The organism is Pontibacter populi (assembly GCF_040278685.1).
Classification (GTDB): domain Bacteria; phylum Bacteroidota; class Bacteroidia; order Cytophagales; family Hymenobacteraceae; genus Pontibacter; species Pontibacter populi.
Genome location: NZ_JBEOKT010000008.1, coordinates 88,571 through 106,162, shown reverse-complemented (window position 1 = coordinate 106,162; position 17,592 = coordinate 88,571). Strand labels below are relative to the sequence as shown.

At 43.7% G+C, this 17,592-nt stretch carries 19 protein-coding genes; 5 read left to right on the top strand and 14 right to left on the bottom strand.

The window, feature by feature from the left end; translation table 11 throughout:
• The first annotated feature begins 74 nt into the window (after positions 1–74).
• Genes ABS362_RS11015 through murQ form a run of 3 tightly spaced genes read left to right on the top strand, consistent with a single transcriptional unit; the run spans position 75 to position 2,112 of the window.
• Entirely contained in the window at positions 75–338 is a 264-nt protein-coding gene (locus ABS362_RS11015; RefSeq protein ID WP_350412532.1) for a cytochrome b5 domain-containing protein, read from the top strand.
• A 52-nt stretch (positions 339–390) separates the two neighbouring features.
• The gene (locus tag ABS362_RS11010) at positions 391–1,263 is read left to right on the top strand and encodes a hypothetical protein (RefSeq protein WP_350412531.1); all 873 of its coding nucleotides are present in this window, start codon (positions 391–393) and stop codon (positions 1,261–1,263) included.
• 30 nt (positions 1,264–1,293) lie between these two features.
• Positions 1,294–2,112, top strand: a complete 819-nt coding sequence (gene murQ, locus ABS362_RS11005; protein ID WP_350412530.1) for an N-acetylmuramic acid 6-phosphate etherase — start codon at positions 1,294–1,296, stop codon at positions 2,110–2,112.
• Positions 2,113–2,122: 10 nt separating this feature from the next.
• On the opposite strand, the gene ABS362_RS11000 is transcribed toward murQ, so the two are convergent.
• Positions 2,123–3,208 (bottom strand): hypothetical protein, encoded by a 1,086-nt coding sequence (locus ABS362_RS11000; RefSeq protein WP_350412529.1) that lies wholly within the window; start codon positions 3,206–3,208, stop codon positions 2,123–2,125.
• 205 nt (positions 3,209–3,413) lie between these two features.
• On the opposite strand from ABS362_RS11000, the gene ABS362_RS10995 reads away from it, so the two are divergent.
• The gene (locus ABS362_RS10995; protein WP_350412528.1) at positions 3,414–3,983 is read left to right on the top strand and encodes a hypothetical protein; all 570 of its coding nucleotides are present in this window, start codon (positions 3,414–3,416) and stop codon (positions 3,981–3,983) included.
• A 58-nt stretch (positions 3,984–4,041) separates the two neighbouring features.
• Here the strand turns inward: ABS362_RS10995 and ABS362_RS10990 are convergent, their stop codons facing one another.
• The 13 genes from ABS362_RS10990 to mazG form a co-directional block, all read right to left on the bottom strand.
• A complete protein-coding gene (locus tag ABS362_RS10990) occupies positions 4,042–4,233 on the bottom strand; it encodes a hypothetical protein (RefSeq protein WP_350412527.1) in 192 nt (63 codons plus the stop codon).
• A 192-nt stretch (positions 4,234–4,425) separates the two neighbouring features.
• A complete protein-coding gene (locus ABS362_RS10985) occupies positions 4,426–4,617 on the bottom strand; it encodes a hypothetical protein (RefSeq protein WP_162428421.1) in 192 nt (63 codons plus the stop codon).
• 80 nt (positions 4,618–4,697) lie between these two features.
• Positions 4,698–6,011, bottom strand: coding sequence for a ribosome biogenesis GTPase Der (der, locus tag ABS362_RS10980; protein ID WP_350412526.1), 1,314 nt, complete (start codon positions 6,009–6,011; stop codon positions 4,698–4,700).
• Positions 6,012–6,080: 69 nt separating this feature from the next.
• On the bottom strand, positions 6,081–6,968 hold the full coding sequence (gene era / locus ABS362_RS10975; RefSeq protein ID WP_350412525.1) for a GTPase Era: 888 nt from the start codon (positions 6,966–6,968) through the stop codon (positions 6,081–6,083).
• 703 nt (positions 6,969–7,671) lie between these two features.
• Positions 7,672–9,315 (bottom strand): tetratricopeptide repeat protein, encoded by a 1,644-nt coding sequence (locus ABS362_RS10970; protein WP_350412524.1) that lies wholly within the window; start codon positions 9,313–9,315, stop codon positions 7,672–7,674.
• A 58-nt stretch (positions 9,316–9,373) separates the two neighbouring features.
• Complete coding sequence (locus ABS362_RS10965) at positions 9,374–10,315, bottom strand: PstS family phosphate ABC transporter substrate-binding protein (RefSeq protein ID WP_350412523.1); 942 nt, start codon at positions 10,313–10,315, stop codon at positions 9,374–9,376.
• Positions 10,305–10,562, bottom strand: coding sequence for a hypothetical protein (locus tag ABS362_RS10960; protein ID WP_350412522.1), 258 nt, complete (start codon positions 10,560–10,562; stop codon positions 10,305–10,307). Before ABS362_RS10960 ends, ABS362_RS10965 begins: the two co-directional genes overlap by 11 nt.
• A 128-nt stretch (positions 10,563–10,690) precedes the next feature.
• A complete protein-coding gene (locus ABS362_RS10955; RefSeq protein WP_350412521.1) occupies positions 10,691–11,536 on the bottom strand; it encodes an energy transducer TonB in 846 nt (281 codons plus the stop codon).
• A gap of 202 nt (positions 11,537–11,738) precedes the next feature.
• Positions 11,739–12,560, bottom strand: a complete 822-nt coding sequence (locus tag ABS362_RS10950) for an energy transducer TonB (protein ID WP_350412520.1) — start codon at positions 12,558–12,560, stop codon at positions 11,739–11,741.
• 5 nt (positions 12,561–12,565) lie between these two features.
• Positions 12,566–13,033 (bottom strand): ExbD/TolR family protein, encoded by a 468-nt coding sequence (locus ABS362_RS10945; RefSeq protein WP_350412519.1) that lies wholly within the window; start codon positions 13,031–13,033, stop codon positions 12,566–12,568.
• 77 nt (positions 13,034–13,110) lie between these two features.
• On the bottom strand, positions 13,111–13,722 hold the full coding sequence (locus tag ABS362_RS10940; protein WP_350412518.1) for an ExbD/TolR family protein: 612 nt from the start codon (positions 13,720–13,722) through the stop codon (positions 13,111–13,113).
• Between the two features lie 20 nt (positions 13,723–13,742).
• The gene (locus ABS362_RS10935; RefSeq protein ID WP_350412517.1) at positions 13,743–14,615 is read right to left on the bottom strand and encodes a MotA/TolQ/ExbB proton channel family protein; all 873 of its coding nucleotides are present in this window, start codon (positions 14,613–14,615) and stop codon (positions 13,743–13,745) included.
• 520 nt (positions 14,616–15,135) lie between these two features.
• Complete coding sequence (mazG, locus tag ABS362_RS10930) at positions 15,136–15,945, bottom strand: nucleoside triphosphate pyrophosphohydrolase (RefSeq protein ID WP_350412516.1); 810 nt, start codon at positions 15,943–15,945, stop codon at positions 15,136–15,138.
• A gap of 128 nt (positions 15,946–16,073) precedes the next feature.
• On the opposite strand from mazG, the gene glmM reads away from it, so the two are divergent.
• Complete coding sequence (glmM, locus tag ABS362_RS10925; RefSeq protein ID WP_350412515.1) at positions 16,074–17,468, top strand: phosphoglucosamine mutase; 1,395 nt, start codon at positions 16,074–16,076, stop codon at positions 17,466–17,468.
• Positions 17,469–17,592: the final 124 nt, after the last annotated feature.

The window sequence follows — 17,592 nt, the reverse complement described above, 5'->3', positions numbered from 1 at the left end:
ACTGCTCAGCAAACACACCTAAAGTACTATAGAATTATAACCATAGCTGCCTCTTAAAATATCCGTACCCGAACATGACCTTACCCGAATACACTTTACAGCAGCTTGCCTCGCGCAACGGACAGGACAGAGATGAGGTTTGGGTGGCGTATAAAGGTGTAATTTATGATGTCAGAAAGTCGAGGTTGTGGCGCACGGGCAACCATTATGAGCACTGGGCAGGCCAGGACCTGACAGAAGAATTAAAAGATGCACCGCATACTGAATATGTTTTTGATAAATTTGAGGCGATCGGGGTCGTAAAGAACTCCGTGTACCGTACAGAACAATCCGGATAACTGATATCCGCAACTATAAATAAACAACAACTTTTATTTTACCTTACAGCATATGGTTCTTATTGCAGATAGTGGCTCTACAAAAACAGACTGGAACGCTCTAAACCAGACAGAAGTGTTACAGAATGTACAGACAGTGGGTTTTAACCCGATGTACCAGGAAACAGAAGATATTTTTGAGGAGCTCAGCAAATCCCTGCTCCCGAATCTGAACGATAAGAATCCATCGGCTATATATTTTTATGGTGCAGGTTGCAGTTCACCGGAGCGTAACAAGAAAGTTTCAGATGCCCTGGAGCTTTTGTTCCCCGGAAGTGAGATACACGTTGACCATGACCTGCTGAGTGCAGCACGTGCGCTTTGCGGACATAACCCGGGCATTGCCTGTATATTGGGTACCGGCTCTAATACCTGCCTTTACGATGGAGCTCAGATCACAGACAACGTGCCATCGCTGGTTTTTTTACTGGGCGACGAAGGCAGTGGCGCTTACCTGGGTAAGTTACTGATGCGTGCTTACTTCTACCGCGAGATGCCTGAAGAACTGGCGCAGTCACTGAAAAACACCTATAACATTACTAAAGACGAATTTCTGGATACAGTTTATAGCGCTGAAGTGCCAAGCCGTTATATGGCCACATTTGCCAAGTTTGCACACGACAAGCGCAAGCACCCGTTTATAAAGGAGCTGATCTATACTAACTTCGAAAACTTTTTTGAGCGCCACGTGCTAAAATACAAAGGTCACATGGAGCTGCCTGTAAACTTTGTAGGCTCTATTGCTTTCTATTTTTCAGAGAACCTGAAAGTAGCTGCACAGAAGTATGGCCTCCGCATCGAAACGATCATCCAGAGCCCAAGCGAAGGCCTTATCAAATACCACCAGGAACTGCTCGAAAAATTCGGCATCCCTAAAAAAGCATAACTATCTAATTCGTAATTCATCATTTATACTGTGTCTACTACCGAATCAGCATCTAACTACGACCGCCTGGAGCAAATGCCTGTTCGCCAGTTATTGGAGAGCATTAATAACGAAGACAAAACCGTTCCGCTGGCTGTAGAGAAAGCAATTCCGCAACTGGAGTTACTGGTTAATGCTACCGTAGAAAGATTGCAGCAGGGTGGCCGACTGTTTTATATCGGTGCCGGCACCAGTGGTCGTTTGGGTGTGGTAGATGCCTCGGAATGCCCGCCCACCTATGGCGTGCCACATGGCATGGTGATAGGCCTGATTGCAGGTGGCGACGCAGCCATACGCAAAGCCGTAGAATTTGCAGAAGATGATGAACAGCAAGCCTGGAAAGACCTGCAGCAACATAACATTACAGATAAAGATATAGTGGTAGGCATAGCCGCTTCCGGACGTACACCTTACGTGATCGGGGGCCTGAATACCTGCCGCGAAAATGGCATAGCTACCGGCTGCATCGTTTGCAATGCCGGTAGCGCCGTTGCCGCCGCCGCCGATTACCCCGTTGAGGTTGTGACCGGCCCTGAGTTTGTAACCGGCAGCACCCGCATGAAAGCCGGAACTGCCCAGAAGCTTGCCCTTAACATGCTCACCACATCTACTATGATAAGGCTAGGCAGGGTTAAAGGCAACAAGATGGTGGATATGCAATTATCGAACTTAAAGCTGGTAGACCGCGGCACACGTATGCTGATGGAAGAACTGCAACTGGCCCGGCCCGAAGCTGCTGCCTTATTACAAAAATACGGAAGTGTACGTGCGGCTATAGTTGCCTACCGAAACGGCGATACACAGGCGTAACTATAGTTTGTTATTTTTTAGCTGCAAGTGCTGTTTCTGCCAATACTAATCCACGGGTAAGCTCTTCGGCAGCATCTCTGCCTGGCACAATAAAATTAGTTACCGACCATTTATATCCCAGCTTAAAACGGTTATCGCTTAAACTATAAAGTACTTTCCGACGGTAGTCATCTACAGGCTCCAGGCCTATTTCGGCACGTAGATCGTTTACTGTCTTCTCTTCTTTCTTACTCAGGTCCTCTACCAGGTATTTATTCAGTGCTTTCAGTTTTTTGTCGCCTTCGCAGTCTTTTTTGTTAGTACAGGCTACGCGCACCAGCGCCCTGGTTTTATAATAGCGTGTGCCTTTTTGCGTTTCCATGAGGTAAGCTGCTGCTTGCGGCGATAACCTCCCATTTTGTACAGCCTCCTTTAATATCTCTGAAAAATCGAAGCCTTTTTTGGCGGTGGTCTGTCGCTGTATAACTATACTAAACCGTGGCAGCTGTTCTATAGTATCGCCAACACCAATCAGTTTCTCACCGGGGTAGCCATGTTTCTGTATCGCTCTGAGCAGGTTGTCTACGTTGTCGTTCTCAATTTTACGAAGGGTATCGGCATATACCCGCAGACCACCTTCCGCAAACCTGAAATATCTGTCACGGGCGTATAGCTCGTCCAGATCGGCTCTTACATCCAGGTTAGCGCGGCGTTTAAATTTCTTGCGGTACTTCGGGTATTTCTTCTGCAGCTTTTCCCACTCCTTCGATTCGTGCAACGGCTTAAATACTTCCTGCTTTTCTAGATAAGAAAGCTTCACTCCTTTCAGTGCAAGCTCCTCCAGGTAAGTAAAGGTATGTTTATAGTTCTCTGAAAGAGTAGCGCACACGGCGGCGTTATAGTAGTCGCGGGCAAAGGGCTCCGGCACTGCCTTAAAAGCGGCGGCATATTTATCAAGGGCAGCACTATACTCTTTGTTAAGCACCAGCATTTCAGCCTCGTATATGACCGGGTAATAGGCTTTTATGTAATCTGCATCTTTCTTTTCGGCGCTTGCCTGCTGCACCAGTAATACAACAAAAAGCAATAACAGCAGACGTGAGAATTTAAGGGGCATAACTGAGAACATACTACATGCAAGGGTAAAATGGCAGGCTATGCTGCCGCTACTATTATCTTTCGGGTTGTGACATAAATCTTTCAGTACTATACTCTGAAGCAACAACTATAGTTTAAAGCTATAGTATATCCAAAACAGAAACAGGTACTTTGCAGACTGCAGCACAGCCTGTGTTATCCTTTAACGCTAGATTTTTACGTTTATGCATACTATAGAGCCTTTTTATAACTGGCTGGAACTATACAGTGCCTCCGAAGACCCGCGTTCGCCGTTATATGGTGCCGAAAATAGTCTCTCGCAATATACCAATACCATTTATGGTTATTACATCCATCCGCAATGGGATGAGATAGATTCTGAAACGCTCTTCATAAAGATACTATTTACAGACTATGAATTAGGCTTTGCCGTGATCGAGTTTATAGGCGAATGGAACGACACGCTGCATAACGATATTATGAAGCTGAAGCGCAACATCATAGACCCCATGATACAGGAAGGCATCAAACATTTTATACTGATCGGCGAGAATGTATTCAACTTTCATGGCTCCGAAGACGATTACTACGAAGAGTGGTTTGAGGATGTAGAAGACGGCTGGATCGTGGCCATCGGTTTCCAGGATTTTGTGCTGAACGAGATGAAAAGCTATAACCTGGACTATTACCTGAACTATGGCGGCAACCTGGAAATGGTAAACTGGCGAACCTTGGCTCCCAAACGGCTTTATGCCCTGATAAACGCCATGATGCAGCGGCGGCTAGGGGCATAAACTATAAAGGCGGCCCTGGAATACCAGCGCCGCCTTTATAGTTGTAATGTATTGCTACTTATTGAACAACAGTAGTTGTATCGTCCATGTCATCTGCAGCATCTTCCATATCGTCTGCAGCTTCTTCAGCATTGTCTTCTGCTTCTTCTACTACTTCTTCCTGCTCTTCAGCTTGGTTTTCAGCAGGCGAGTCGCAAGATGCAAAAGTAAACAGGCCAGCGGCCATTAGCATAAAAATTGGCTTTTTCATGATGTATTTGTTTTGGTTTAAATCACTTTTATAGCTGCCTGCTTTACATAAGCAAGCTTTAGCTAATATGACAACGAATACGGGAATACATCTATATAGTTTTAAAATATATAGTTTTAAAAGCAAAAAGGCACCTGAGTTATCAGGTGCCTTTCTTTCCCTGGCCATGCGCCAAGCGGTTACTGTTGCTAATTAAAGAGCAGCAGAAGCTGAATCAACTGGTACAGTTGTAGTGTCAACTTCCATAGAAGTTGTGTCTTCAACTACAGTTTCTTCTACTGTAGTTTCAGTAGTTTCAACTTCAGTAGCTGTTTCTTCTGCATTGTTGCAAGATGCGAAAGCGAAAAGACCAGCAACGAATAATAAACCGAATACTTTTTTCATGATGTTTTGTTGTTTTTTTGAAAACGAGTTACAAATATAGCACTATATTTCAATACACTAATTTTCTGCAAATTATTTTTTTATTTCTTTTTGAATAACACCTTTATCGGCACACCTTTAAAGCCAAAATGCTCCCGGATACGATTCTCCAGGTAACGTGTATAGGCTTCTTTAATATACTGCGGCAGGTTACAGAAAAAGGCAAACGTTGGGTTGTGCGTTGGCAACTGGGTCACATACTTTATCCTGATAAACTTACCTTTAATAGCCGGCGGCGGATAACGCTCTATATCAGGCAGCAAGGCATCGTTTAACTTAGAAGTAGGTATTTTCTGTGTCTTGTTGTCATACACTTCCATGGCCACTTCTATGGCTTTGTGAATACGCTGCTTGGTAAGCACCGAAGTAAAGATAACCGGCACGTACTTTATTGGCGCGATCTTATCCAGTATCTCTTCTTCAAACTCTTTTGTTGAGTTCGTATCTTTTTCTACCAGGTCCCATTTGTTAACCAGGATCACAATGCCTTTGCGGTTCTTTTCGGCCAGGGTAATAATGTTTACGTCCTGCGCTTCAATACCACGCGTAGCGTCAAGCATTACAATACACACATCAGCATCTTCCAGGGCACGCACCGAGCGCATCACCGAATAGAATTCGATATCTTCGCTTACTTTGCTCTTACGACGCAGACCAGCTGTATCAACTATAATAAACTCTTTACCAAACGCATTGTAGTGCGAGTGGATGGCATCGCGGGTAGTACCGGCAATATCTGTTACTATATTTCGCTCTACGCCCAGCAGCAGGTTCACAAAAGATGATTTACCTACGTTCGGGCGGCCCAGCACTGCGATCTTAGGAATACCGGCAGTCGGGTCTTCAATGCCTTCGTCTTTAAAGTGCTTTACTACTTCATCCAGCAGGTCTCCGGTTCCGGAACCGCTCTGCGAGGAAATGGCGAAGATCTCTCCGTCAATACCCAAGGAGTAAAACTCTCCTACCTGATGCGCACGCGCGTTCGTATCGGCCTTGTTGGCTACTACATAGATAGGCTTATCTGAGCGGCGCAGTACGCTGGCAAATTCTTCGTCCAAGCCTGTAAGGCCGGCGTCCACATCTACCATAAACAGGATCACGTCGGCTTCTTTTATAGCCAGTTCTACCTGCTTATTAATTTCACCTTCAAAAATATCGTCGGAGCCATGTACATAACCACCGGTGTCAATTACTGTAAAGAACTTACCGCACCACTCGCCGTGGCCGTAGCTTCTGTCGCGGGTCACGCCGCTTTCGTTATCCATAATAGCCTGTCGACGTCCGACAAGGCGGTTAAATAATGTAGACTTACCCACGTTCGGGCGGCCTACAATCGCAATAATGTTTGTTGACATTATTAAAATATAAAATAGTTAAAGTGCCCCCGGAGCACCTTGCCCCGAAGCTTTAATACATGCGCCTACTTACTCGTTATAGCCAAATCGCCTTAAAAGCTTTTGGTCTGTTCGCCAGTTTTCGTTCACGCGCACATACAAATCAAGAAATATCTTTTTCTGGAAGAACTGCTCCATATCCAAACGAGCCTGCGTACCCACTTTTTTCAAAGCTTCGCCTTTGTTGCCGATCACAATGCCTTTCTGACTTTTGCGCTCCACACTAATCTCGGCCCTGATACGAATGATCTCTTCTTCCTCTTTAAATTCCTCTATCACCACTTCGCAGCTGTAAGGAATCTCTTTTTTATAGTTCAGGAAAATCTTCTCCCGGATGATCTCCGACACAAAGAAACGCTCCGGCTTATCAGTCAGTTCATCTTTTGGGTAAAAAGCAGGATGTTCCGGCAAATAATGCAGCAATCGCTGAAATAACTGGTCAAGCCCGAAGTTATGAAGTGCTGAGATCGGGTGAATTTCCGTCGGGTTCATTTTCTCCTGCCAGTAAGCCACCTTCTGCTGCACTTCCTCTTCTGTTGCCTGATCGATCTTGTTGATCAGTAGCAGGATTGGGACCTGCGCATATTGTAGCCTTTTGATCACATCATCCTCATCGTGCTGCTCATAAATATCCGTCACAAACAGAATTACATCAGCATCTTCCAGCGAGGTTCGCACAAAACTCATCATCGACTCGTGCAAGGCATACTGTGGTTTGATGATACCCGGCGTATCCGAATACACGATCTGGAAGTCGTCGCCATTCAAGATACCCATGATACGGTGGCGGGTGGTTTGCGCTTTAGATGTGATGATTGACAGCTTTTCGCCTACCAGCGCATTCATCAGCGTAGATTTACCTACGTTCGGCTTACCAACTATACTTACAAAACCGGCCTTGTGCGGAGTCTCTGCCATACTCTAAAATTTAAGGATGCAAAATTACTTCTTTTTTACGAGACCGCCTGCCATTAGCTGAATAATTGATTGACAGGTTGATAGGTTTGTGATGGATTTATAGTTTTATAGTTTCAATTTGTCATCCCAAGCGCTAGCCGAAGGATCTTATATGTGCTATAGTTGAAGTTGATTATTCTATAGTTAGAGTTCTTACAACCCGAAACAAGACGCAAAGTATTGCGTGTCTACAATCTCATTCTGTAGGGAAGGGAACTATAGAACAATGGTCTAACTATAACAATAGCAGAAGTATCCCCTTGAGGACAAGTGAGAACAGGAGTTCGAAACTTGCGAGCATAGCTCAATAGGAGTGTCTATACGCAAACAATGAGACTATAAAACTAACTATAGCAAAGTCCGAAAAGCTCCCCGCCTTAGACTACCGAGAAGCGATTTCGAAGGTAGCGAGCGTAGCTCTGAGAGGTTGGGGGTGGTTGGATAAAGGCAACTATAAAACTATAGCTATCGCTTTTGCCATGCCTGTCCCTGTCGGCCCAGTTGAGTCAGGAGACTCAACATCCACCGTAAGTCACGAGTCTGGAGACTCGCGCCAGCTCTTGAAGAAATCTACAAAAAAACTTACATCCTAAAAGAAACTATAAAAACAGGAAAGCCTGCTCCAGTGGAGCAGGCTTTCCTGTTTTTATAGTTAGCTGGTAGCTTACTTTTTCTTTGCAGATTTGTTGATCTCAGCAAGAGCGGCTTTTGCCTGTTCGTTGCTGCCATCTAATTTTAACACTTCGTTATAGTGCTTAATAGCTAAGTCTCTGTTTGGTTTAACTACATAGTAGTAGTATCCCAAGTAGTTGTTAGCATCTACAAGTGCTGCCTTGTATTTATCTGGCTCAGCCGAAGCTAGCTTAATAAACTCTTCGAAGTGAGGTTTTGCTAAACCGCCTGTGCTTTCAGTATCCAGGTTGGCATTGGCAAGTCCTCTCCAGTAGTGGCCATATGCATATGTTGGGTTACTTGTAGTAACGTTTGCATATGTTTCATCAGCCTTCTTAAAGAAACCTACTGCTTTCTGCTCGTTCTTAGCTTCTCTTGCATCTGCACCGGCCTGCATATAAATGTTACCCATGTAATAGAAGTCAGCATTAGAAGGCTCTGTTCTCTCGCGCTTCTTATCATATACCGCTACAGCTTTATCATACTGTCCTGCTTTTGCATAAGCCGAAGCAAGTTCCTGGTATATCTCTACTTTATCAGGGTTCAGATCAAGCGCTTTCTGCAGGTTTTCAGTCGCTTTGGCGTGCTGGTTGTTCTTGCTCAGGATACGGCCATAGTACTCATAGTCTTCAGCGATAAGCTTATCCTTACCAACTTTCTGAATATAACCTTCCATTGCCTGTAAAGCTTTCTCTGGCTGACCTAGCTCTAAGTAAGAATAAGCCTGCAGACGGTTCATTACCGTGTTATTCGGATCTGTCTTCAGTACTTCCTGTACTTCCTTCAACGTCTGGTCGTAGTTCTTGGTCAGGAACAGGAATGACGCATATTTTGCTTTTGTCTCAGGAGAATCCTCAGCCATATCTACATACTTCTTGAATGTAGAAAGAGCTTTGTCGTACTGGCCTGCAAAGTAATATAGTTCACCCAAGTCTCTGTAAGCCGGCGCAAAGTTAGGATCGATAGAGATCGCTTTCTGGAATGCCTGCTCAGCTTCTGTATAGTTTCTTGAACGTGTATACAGCTGACCTATTCTAAGGTGAGCGTTCGGATTGTTGGCATTGATTCGTACAGCATTGTCATAAGCTGTCATCGCTTCGCCACCTTTTTTAAGGTCCAGCTGCGCATCACCCAGCATCAGGTAAGCACTTGTGTTGTTCTTATCACGCTGAACAGCTTTTTGCAGGTAGCCTACTGCTTTCTGAAGATCAGCATCTGTGCGCTCAGGAGCATTTATGTAGCCTTCAGCAACAGCTGTAAGTACAGCAGCATCTTTAGACTTGCTAAGCTTAAGAGCCTGGCCAAATTGTTTTTCAGCTTCCGCTCTGTTACCCTGGCTCATAGCAACCTTACCTAAACCAGCAAAGTTGATAGCCGACTTTTTATTTTTGGCTATACCCTGGTTAAAGTAATAGTTAGCTGAATCTAATTTCTCAGTTTTAAGATATATGTCACCTAATGTATAATAAGCGTTATCTGCTTTCTTGTCGTTAAGCTGCTTTTTATAGATAGATTTTGCCTCTTCATAGCGCTCCATTTCTAATGCTTTCTTTCCTGCATCACCTGTCTGTGCAAAAGCAGCAGCAGTTGGGAAGGCAGTGGCCATCAGAAGGATATACTTCCAGTTGTTTGTCATTGTAATTTGCTTGTTAAGGTTATATTAATTGTACTAAAATTGAGTAAAGGTTCTTCGTTTACTGTATACCTACTACGCGCACTGGCATTGTGGCAGGCACTAAGCCGGATTTAAGTATTATACGTTGTCCCTGGTCCCCGGCTACGTATGATGCAAAACCTGTGCCAAGGCCGGCGCGACCTTCCGTACTTATGATATAAATGTACCTGCGCAGTGGGTAAGTGCCCTGTGCAATGTAGGCCTGGTAAGGCTGATAATAGCTCTCAGTGGTGCGTGGCAGCGGATCTGCACTTATGCCCACTACTTTTATGCGGTTCTGGAAACCAACTACCGTGCTGTCATCAAAATCGCTTATCCAGTTAACACCTATTACGCCAAGTGCGTTCTCGTTTTTCTCCACATAGTCTATAAGCGCCTCATGCGATTCGGCTGCGAACGTGTTGGATGGTAATTTATGGTTCGTGGTTAAAGAATCTTTTACATAACGTGCAGTACCCGAATTATTGTTATCGAAAACTATAGTTATGTCTTTTAGTTTACTGTTCTCGTTCAGTTGCTTCCACGATTTCGTTCTGCCATCAAATATCGTTTTCAGTTCATCTAATGTCAGCAGCGAATCCGGGTTGTTCCTGTTCACGATGATCGCTACTGCATCTATCGCAATTTTAGTAACCCGTGGTATTCGTTTTTTCTGTTCTATAATGGCATTTTCTTCCGGAGTTAGCTCCCGCGACAATACGATCACCCGGATACTGTCATTGAGCATATCTTTTACGACATCTCCTTCCGGTTTATAAACTGCATTCACATCGGCCCGCTTGTAAATACCTTCAAAAGTACTTACCTGCGACTCAATGATCGGCTTAAAAGATTCATCAACACTGATGCTAACCTTACCTGAAGTAGGTGTGTCGGTGGGGGCGTCGCCGGAGTTACTGCCACAACCTGTATAAAAAAGTGTACCTGCGGCAACTATAGCTGCCCATAATTTATTCTTCATACCTTTTTTTATCTTTTTGGGTATTGGTCTGGTATACTTTTATAAATCTGATAATGCCGTATAGTATCATGATACCGCCAAGTATGTACCTGAACTCCTGAGACATGTTCAGGTTCATGGTCTGCTCATCTATAAATATCAGGAACACGCCCAATACAATATACAGGGTAGTCATCAGGAGGCCGAATATCCTTACAAATTTTGCAAAGCCACCGGTACTTGGTCTGGGTCTTTCAGGTCTTAACATGCCACGCTTTTTAGTAACATACGCAGTGATAAACCACTAAAGTTAATGGTATCACATTAAATATGAAAGCAGAGGCCATAAAAGCTTGTTTCTTTTATGGCCTCTGCCTTATACTTCTAATTTAATTTTTAGTTCCTGAGCGCAAATTTGATAGGCAAGGTGTAGCGAACAGCAACTGGTACACCATTCTGTTTTCCTGGTTTCCAGCGGGGCATGCTCTTTATTACACGCATCGCTTCTTCGTCTGTGCCGAAGCCCAGGCCTTTCAAAACCTTCACGTCTTCAATATCTCCGTTGCGGCCTACTACAAATGTAACTACTACTGTACCTTCAATACCTTCTGATCTGGCTGCTGCCGGGTAGTTCAGTTTTCGGCTAAGGTATTTGCTCATTGCACCAAGGCCTCCATTGTACTCAGGCATTACTTCTGCAAAATCATGTATTTTGGTTTCCGGTGCTGGCTCAGTGCCAGTGCCCCCATCTATACCATTCAAGTCATCAGCAGGAACTATAGCCGGCAGGTCTGCAGGGTCAATACCTTCTACTTTTTTTGAACCGAAGTTGGCATTTTTCAAATCTTCCTGGTTAGCAAGCTCTGTTTCTTTAAGCGGGGTATTGTCCGGAACGATCTCAGGCTTAACATATACTTCAGTTTTAACCTCTACTTTTTCAGGTGCTGCTGGTGGTAAAACTACTTTCTCAGGGTCTGGTTTTACTGGTGGCGGAGGCAGTATAATAGTAACCGGCTCTATAATGTCATAAACAGGTTTTACATATTTCTCTGGTGCCCCAAAGAATATATTGTTGACTATCGGCCCTATAAGCCCTCCTGAAAAGATAGCTATAGCAACTATGGCTGCTATAAGTATGTGCCTGTGGTAAACGCGGCGCAGCTTGTATGCTCCATACGCTTTGTTTCTGCCTTTAAAAACGATGTTGTTAAAGGTCATGTCGAATAAATAGCTCTCTTTCATGGGCTTTGGGTTTTATAGTTTAACAATATATCAGGTGATCATTTTGAGGTATGCTATTGGTTTAGGGTTATAGTTCGATTTATAGTATAAACTGAATATACGCTTTTCGTTTTAAATTGTATGCATGCTGAGTATATTATTTTTTCAAACAAAAAACCCGACTAATAAATTAGTCGGGTTTTTAAAATATAGCTGAGCTATATTATTTGATCGTGTAACGAACCGGAACGGTAAATCTTACTGGTACAGCTCGACCATTTTGTTTACCTGGATTCCATTTCGGCATCGTTTTAACTACGCGCATCGCTTCTTCGTCAGTTCCGGCTCCTAATCCCTTCAGTACTTTTACTTCAGAGATTTCACCACTTTTACCAACTACGAACGATACAACTACAAGTCCTTCGATACCGGCACGTTGAGCTGCTGCAGGATAGCGAATATTCTTCGCAATGTATTTCTGCATTTCAAGTTCACCACCAGGGAAGGTTGGCATCTGCTCCACATACTCGTAAGGCTTCTCTTCTACTACCTCTGCAACTACGTCGCTGGTACCGTCGATATCACCTAAGTCAAGTGGTGCGTCTTTGCTTCCTTCTACAGTTTTAGTACCGGCGTCAATTTCTTCCAGTACTTCCACATCCGGAACTTCTTCCTCTTCAACAACTTCGTTGTCGCGCTTAACTACCGGCGGTGTATACTTCACCTGCGCACGCACTGGCGGTGGTGGCGGTGGAAGATCCGGCGGCGGCGGCGGCGGCGGAGCCTGTTCTTCTAGTGGCGGTGGTGGGGCAAGATCTACCTCTGTAATAATTCGCTCATCCACTACTACTTCTTCTTCACCACCTATCATTTTGCTTATCAGCGGAATACTGATAAATAATGCAAATAATATAGTGGCAATTATAGCAGCTTTTGTGATATGGCTATTATACAGCTTGCGAAGTAGATAGGCACCATAAGCTTTGTTTCGTCCGGCGAAGACGATATCATCAAGCGAGGCTTTTGCTAACTTACTTTCGTCCATATCTGTTATTGTCCTAATTTAGATTGTACCAATTGCTTATCCGTGTCAGTAATTTCAACAAGAGCAAATTTCTTGGTATCCGTAATTTTCAATTCGTCCAGGATGTCAACCATGTTCTTGTAACGCGACGTCTCCATTGGCTTTATCATCACAGTCATCTTAGCATTTGACTTCACACGTGGAGAGATCAATACCTTACGGATGCCTGATGCTGAATAATCAGTTTCTATCACTTCAGGGTTTTCAGCAGGATCGCCTAAGCCGAAATAATAGAATACTTTGTCATCCTCACCAAGGATTATAGTCATCGCATTACTTGCCTTCAGGGCGATCTGCTCTGATTCATCCACATCTTTCACAGGCATGTTAATTTCCATGGTCTGTGGCTTACTGAATGTTGTAGTAAGCATGAAGAATGTTAAGAGAAGAAACGCAAGGTCTACCATCGGTGTCATGTCCAGGTGGACAGACATCTTTTTGGCTCTCTTTTTCCCGCCTTTACCGGAGTCGGCTTTTTCTTGTATTTCTGCCATTTTCTTTCTCCTTTAAATTAAAGCGTTTGCGGTCTATTTTCCATGTCAGTAATCAGGTTAAACCTGTTTACCTTTTTGTCCTGCAGGGTGTTTATAACCTTCTGTACAGTCTCGAAGCTCACGTCCTGGTCACCTTTGATAGCAATAACTACTTTAGGGTTTGTTAAACGTGTCTGGTGTACCCAGTCACCTAATTCATTATTAAGTGAGTCAACTGGTATGCCAGGAGCTGATTTATCGAACTTTTTACGGTCATCGCTTGGCAGGGCTAAGTAAGACTTAAGCCTGTTCATCGGCACACCAAAGTTAGATAACAACGAGAAAGTCTCTGTTTCTGTCGGACTGAAGCTAACACCATATTTGCCCGCCATCTTGTTAAGCAGTGCTTCCTTTGTTTGCTTGCTGTCAACTCCAAAGAATACGCGGTCGTTCTTATCAACCGTTATCGTAATTACATTAGACTCTGGCAGTTTTATCTCAGAGACAGACGATGGCGTATCCACGATCACCGCTTCCTCCGGAGAGAACTGTGTTGTTAGCATAAAGAAAGTAACCAGCAAGAAGGCAAGGTCCACCATCGGTGTCATGTCCAGGGTGGGTTTGGTCCTTTTTACTTTTACTTTAGGCATTTTCTTGTGTTAAGAGTCAGTTAAACAGTTTGTCTTCTTACAGGCTCACCAGTTGTGTCGTGCTGAGCAGCGAAAGTAGAGATGATGCTGAAACCAGCTTCGTCAATGCTATAAGTTAACTCATCAATTTTGCTGGTGAAGTAGTTGTAAGCGATGATCGCAAGAGCAGAACCTGTAATACCAAGTGCTGTGTTGATCAAGGCCTCAGAGATACCGTTTGAAAGGGCTGTAGCATCCGGTGTACCTGCAGCAGCAAGAGCCGAGAACGCTTTGATCATACCAAGTACAGTACCGATCAGACCAACAAGTGTTGAGATAGAAGCGATAGTTGAAATAACAACCAGGTTCTTCTCAAGCATTGGTAACTCAAGTGAAGTAGATTCTTCGATCTCTTTCTGGATAGCAGCAACTTTCTCAGCTTTTAACAGCTCAGGCTCGTTCTGCATCTCTTTGTACTTAAGCAGACCAGCTTTTACCACGTTACCAACAGAACCTTTCTGAGCATCGCAGGCAGCAATTGCACCGTTGATATCGCGCTGGTTCAGTCTAGAAGAAATTGTACGAACAAAGCCGGCTACGTTTTTAGTACCTTTTGCTTTGCTGATTGTAAGCACACGCTCGATAGCGAAGATAAATACCATTAGAACAAGAGCCATCAGGATAGGAACTACCCAACCACCTTTGTAAACGATACCTAAATAGTTACCTGGAAGTGGATGATTTTCGTTGCTACCACCTTCGAAGTTTGCAGGGTTGCCTAGCACGAACATATAAATAAGTACGCATATAAGAACGGCAACTGGAATAACGATAGTGGCAAATAAAGAACCTCCCGGGTTAGTCTTTGCTTCTACATTAGCATCTTTGCTCACTACTGCAGTCTTTTTTTCCATTTTGATTAAAGTTTAAAGTTTAGCTGTTTGTGTTGTAAATTAAATTGATTGTGTAATTATAAAAATGTAATTGTTTCAGTTTTAGTTCTTTAACACCCCGATTTTTTAAAATTAATAATAAATCAAGACAGTAAAAGCAGCCGTTTGCACCTGTTAAATCCAGCGATGGATCAGCCTTTTAAGTACAATAAACAGGTGCGCATCTACAAATCTATATAATTTCAAATATTATCCAAAGTATAAACACTAATCTGAATTCATTCTCTTAAAAAATTTCAATATAAAAATTGAGCACTACCATTATACATGGCTTACACACAATTGTTGCATTAAAATATGTAATGAGAGGGCAACAGAAAAAAGCTACAACTCCTTAACCTTTCAGGAACTATAACTTATGATGCGATACTCTGACTAAGTTCCAATGGTACTATGTACAAAATATCTGAAAATCTGTTCCCGGAAAAACCGGAATACGCGATTTAAATATAGGAAATGAATTTTTAGATTGTATGCATACCTACTTATTTTTTGCCTTATTCCAGTAAAAATCCATTTCTTCCAAGCTCATATCCTGTAATTTTTTACCGTCTTTCGTTGCTTCCGTTTCTAGGTACTGAAAACGATCTATAAACTTCAGGTTGGTTCGCTCCAGGGCTTCTTCCGGATTGATGTCTACAAAACGTGCAAAGTTGATGAGCGAAAATAACAGGTCACCAAACTCGGCTGTTGCCCGTTGTTTATCTATAGTTGTGATGTCCTGTACGTTAAATTCCTGTTCAAACTCGCCCAGTTCTTCCTGTACTTTCTCCCATACCTGGCTTTTATCGTCCCAGTCGAAGCCGGCACCGCGGGCCTTTTCCTGTATACGCATTGCTTTAACTAACGCCGGTAACGACGAGGGCACCCCACCCAACACCGACTTATTACCTTCTTTCAGTTTCAGCTGTTCCCAGTTCTTCTTTACTTCCTCCTCTGTATCTGCTGTTACGTCGCCGTAAATGTGTGGATGCCTGAATATCAGCTTCTCGCAAAGTGAGTTTAACACATCGGCCATATCAAATGCTTTTTGCTCCGAAGCTATTTTGGCATAGAACACCATGTGCAGCATCAGGTCGCCTATCTCCTTCTTAATCTCCGGCATATCCTGCTTTAATATGGCATCCGAAAGTTCGTAGGTTTCTTCTATAGTTAGGTGGCGCAAACTTTCCAGGGTTTGCTTGCGGTCCCAGGGACATTTTTCACGCAAGTCGTCCATTACATCAAGTAGCCGGTCAAAGGCCTGTAGTTGTCTGCCGCGCGGGGTATCGTCAAAAAAAGTTTTATCCATAATATGGCAAATATACTAAAATACGGCTGCTGCTGTTTGCATGGTATTCAGGTGGGGATAAATTGATGAAAGAGTAAAGTTATAAATCGAATTATTGCTACTTTTGCAACCCATAAACATTAATACAAGTGGCTTTAATAAAATCAATTTCAGGAATAAGAGGAACGATAGGCGGGCAGGCAGGTGAAGCACTCACCCCTGTGGATGTGGTTAAATTCGCCGCAGCCTACGGTACCTGGGTACTGCAGACCACCAATAACAATAATACGATAGTTGTTGGCCGCGATGCACGTATCTCCGGCGACATGGTAAACAAACTAGTTTGCGCTACGCTGCAAGGCTTAGGCATAAACGTGATCGATGTCGGGTTATCTACCACACCAACTGTAGAAATGGTTGTGCCTGAGCTAAAAGCAGGTGGCGGCATTATACTAACAGCCAGCCATAACCCCAAACAATGGAATGCCCTGAAGCTCCTTAACTATAAAGGTGAGTTTATTTCGGATGCGGAAGGCAAACTGGTGCTGGAACTGGCCGACAAAGAAGCCTTTGAATTTGCACAGGTTACAGAACTTGGTACCTACACGCAGCGCGAAGATGCCATTGCCAGACACATCGAAACTATACTGGCCCTGCCTTTAGTAGACGTGGAGGCGATAAAAGAAAAGAAATTTAAGATAGCTATAGATTGCGTTAACTCTACGGGCGGTATAGCAGTACCAATGCTGCTGAATGCCTTAGGCGTTAAGACGATAGAAAAACTATACTGCGAGCCGGACGGACATTTCCCACACAACCCGGAGCCGCTGCCTGAGAATTTGCGTGAGATATCTAAAGTAATAGAAAAAGGCAAGTTTGACCTTGGTATAGTAGTAGATCCGGATGTAGACCGCCTGGCGCTGATAAACGAAGACGGAAGTATGTTTGGCGAAGAATATACACTGGTTGCTGTTGCTGATTATATCTTAAAGAATAAAAAAGGTAACTCTGTATCTAACCTGTCATCTACAAGAGCGCTGCGCGATGTAACCGAGAAAGCGGGTGGCAACTATTATGCTGCTGCCGTTGGCGAAGTGAACGTGGTGAACATGATGAAGGAGCAGAACGCTGTGATCGGTGGCGAAGGTAACGGCGGCATTATTTACCCGGAACTGCACTATGGCCGCGACGCCCTGGTTGGTATAGCCTTGTTTTTGACGCACCTTGCCAAAGCAAACATGAGCATGACGCGCCTGCGTGCCAGCTATCCTAATTATTATATCTCTAAAAACAAAATAGAGCTTACACCGGATGTGGATGTGGATGCCGTACTGACTCAAATGCAGCAGCGCTATGCCAAACAGCCAATCAATACGATAGATGGTGTAAAGATAGAATTTGACAAAGAGTGGGTGCACCTGCGCAAGTCAAACACCGAGCCGATCATCCGTATCTATGCCGAATCGGAAAGCAATGCTACGGCCGACCACCTGGCAAATAAGATAATTGATGACATTAAAGAGATCATATCTACAAAAGCATAATGTGTTGTTGTAGACATATAGTTTAACAGGCAACCTATACGCGCCAAGGAGAGAAAATCATTTTCTTTCTCCTTGGCGCAACTTTTTTTAATACTTTAGTAGTTCGTTATATAGTAATGCAAAC

Coding starts and splice junctions, on each gene's coding strand:
- era (WP_350412525.1), bottom strand. CDS start 6,968: ATGGCAGAGACTCCGCACAAGGCCGGTTTTGTAAGTATAGTTGGTAAG.
- ABS362_RS11015 (WP_350412532.1), top strand. CDS start 75: ATGACCTTACCCGAATACACTTTACAGCAGCTTGCCTCGCGCAACGGA.
- ABS362_RS10985 (WP_162428421.1), bottom strand. CDS start 4,617: ATGAAAAAAGTATTCGGTTTATTATTCGTTGCTGGTCTTTTCGCTTTC.
- ABS362_RS11000 (WP_350412529.1), bottom strand. CDS start 3,208: ATGCCCCTTAAATTCTCACGTCTGCTGTTATTGCTTTTTGTTGTATTA.
- ABS362_RS10965 (WP_350412523.1), bottom strand. CDS start 10,315: ATGAAGAATAAATTATGGGCAGCTATAGTTGCCGCAGGTACACTTTTT.
- ABS362_RS11010 (WP_350412531.1), top strand. CDS start 391: ATGGTTCTTATTGCAGATAGTGGCTCTACAAAAACAGACTGGAACGCT.
- ABS362_RS10935 (WP_350412517.1), bottom strand. CDS start 14,615: ATGGAAAAAAAGACTGCAGTAGTGAGCAAAGATGCTAATGTAGAAGCA.
- ABS362_RS10955 (WP_350412521.1), bottom strand. CDS start 11,536: ATGAAAGAGAGCTATTTATTCGACATGACCTTTAACAACATCGTTTTT.
- ABS362_RS10995 (WP_350412528.1), top strand. CDS start 3,414: ATGCATACTATAGAGCCTTTTTATAACTGGCTGGAACTATACAGTGCC.
- mazG (WP_350412516.1), bottom strand. CDS start 15,945: ATGGATAAAACTTTTTTTGACGATACCCCGCGCGGCAGACAACTACAG.
- ABS362_RS10940 (WP_350412518.1), bottom strand. CDS start 13,722: ATGCCTAAAGTAAAAGTAAAAAGGACCAAACCCACCCTGGACATGACA.
- ABS362_RS10950 (WP_350412520.1), bottom strand. CDS start 12,560: ATGGACGAAAGTAAGTTAGCAAAAGCCTCGCTTGATGATATCGTCTTC.
- ABS362_RS10990 (WP_350412527.1), bottom strand. CDS start 4,233: ATGAAAAAGCCAATTTTTATGCTAATGGCCGCTGGCCTGTTTACTTTT.
- der (WP_350412526.1), bottom strand. CDS start 6,011: ATGTCAACAAACATTATTGCGATTGTAGGCCGCCCGAACGTGGGTAAG.
- ABS362_RS10970 (WP_350412524.1), bottom strand. CDS start 9,315: ATGACAAACAACTGGAAGTATATCCTTCTGATGGCCACTGCCTTCCCA.
- ABS362_RS10960 (WP_350412522.1), bottom strand. CDS start 10,562: ATGTTAAGACCTGAAAGACCCAGACCAAGTACCGGTGGCTTTGCAAAA.
- ABS362_RS10945 (WP_350412519.1), bottom strand. CDS start 13,033: ATGTCTGTCCACCTGGACATGACACCGATGGTAGACCTTGCGTTTCTT.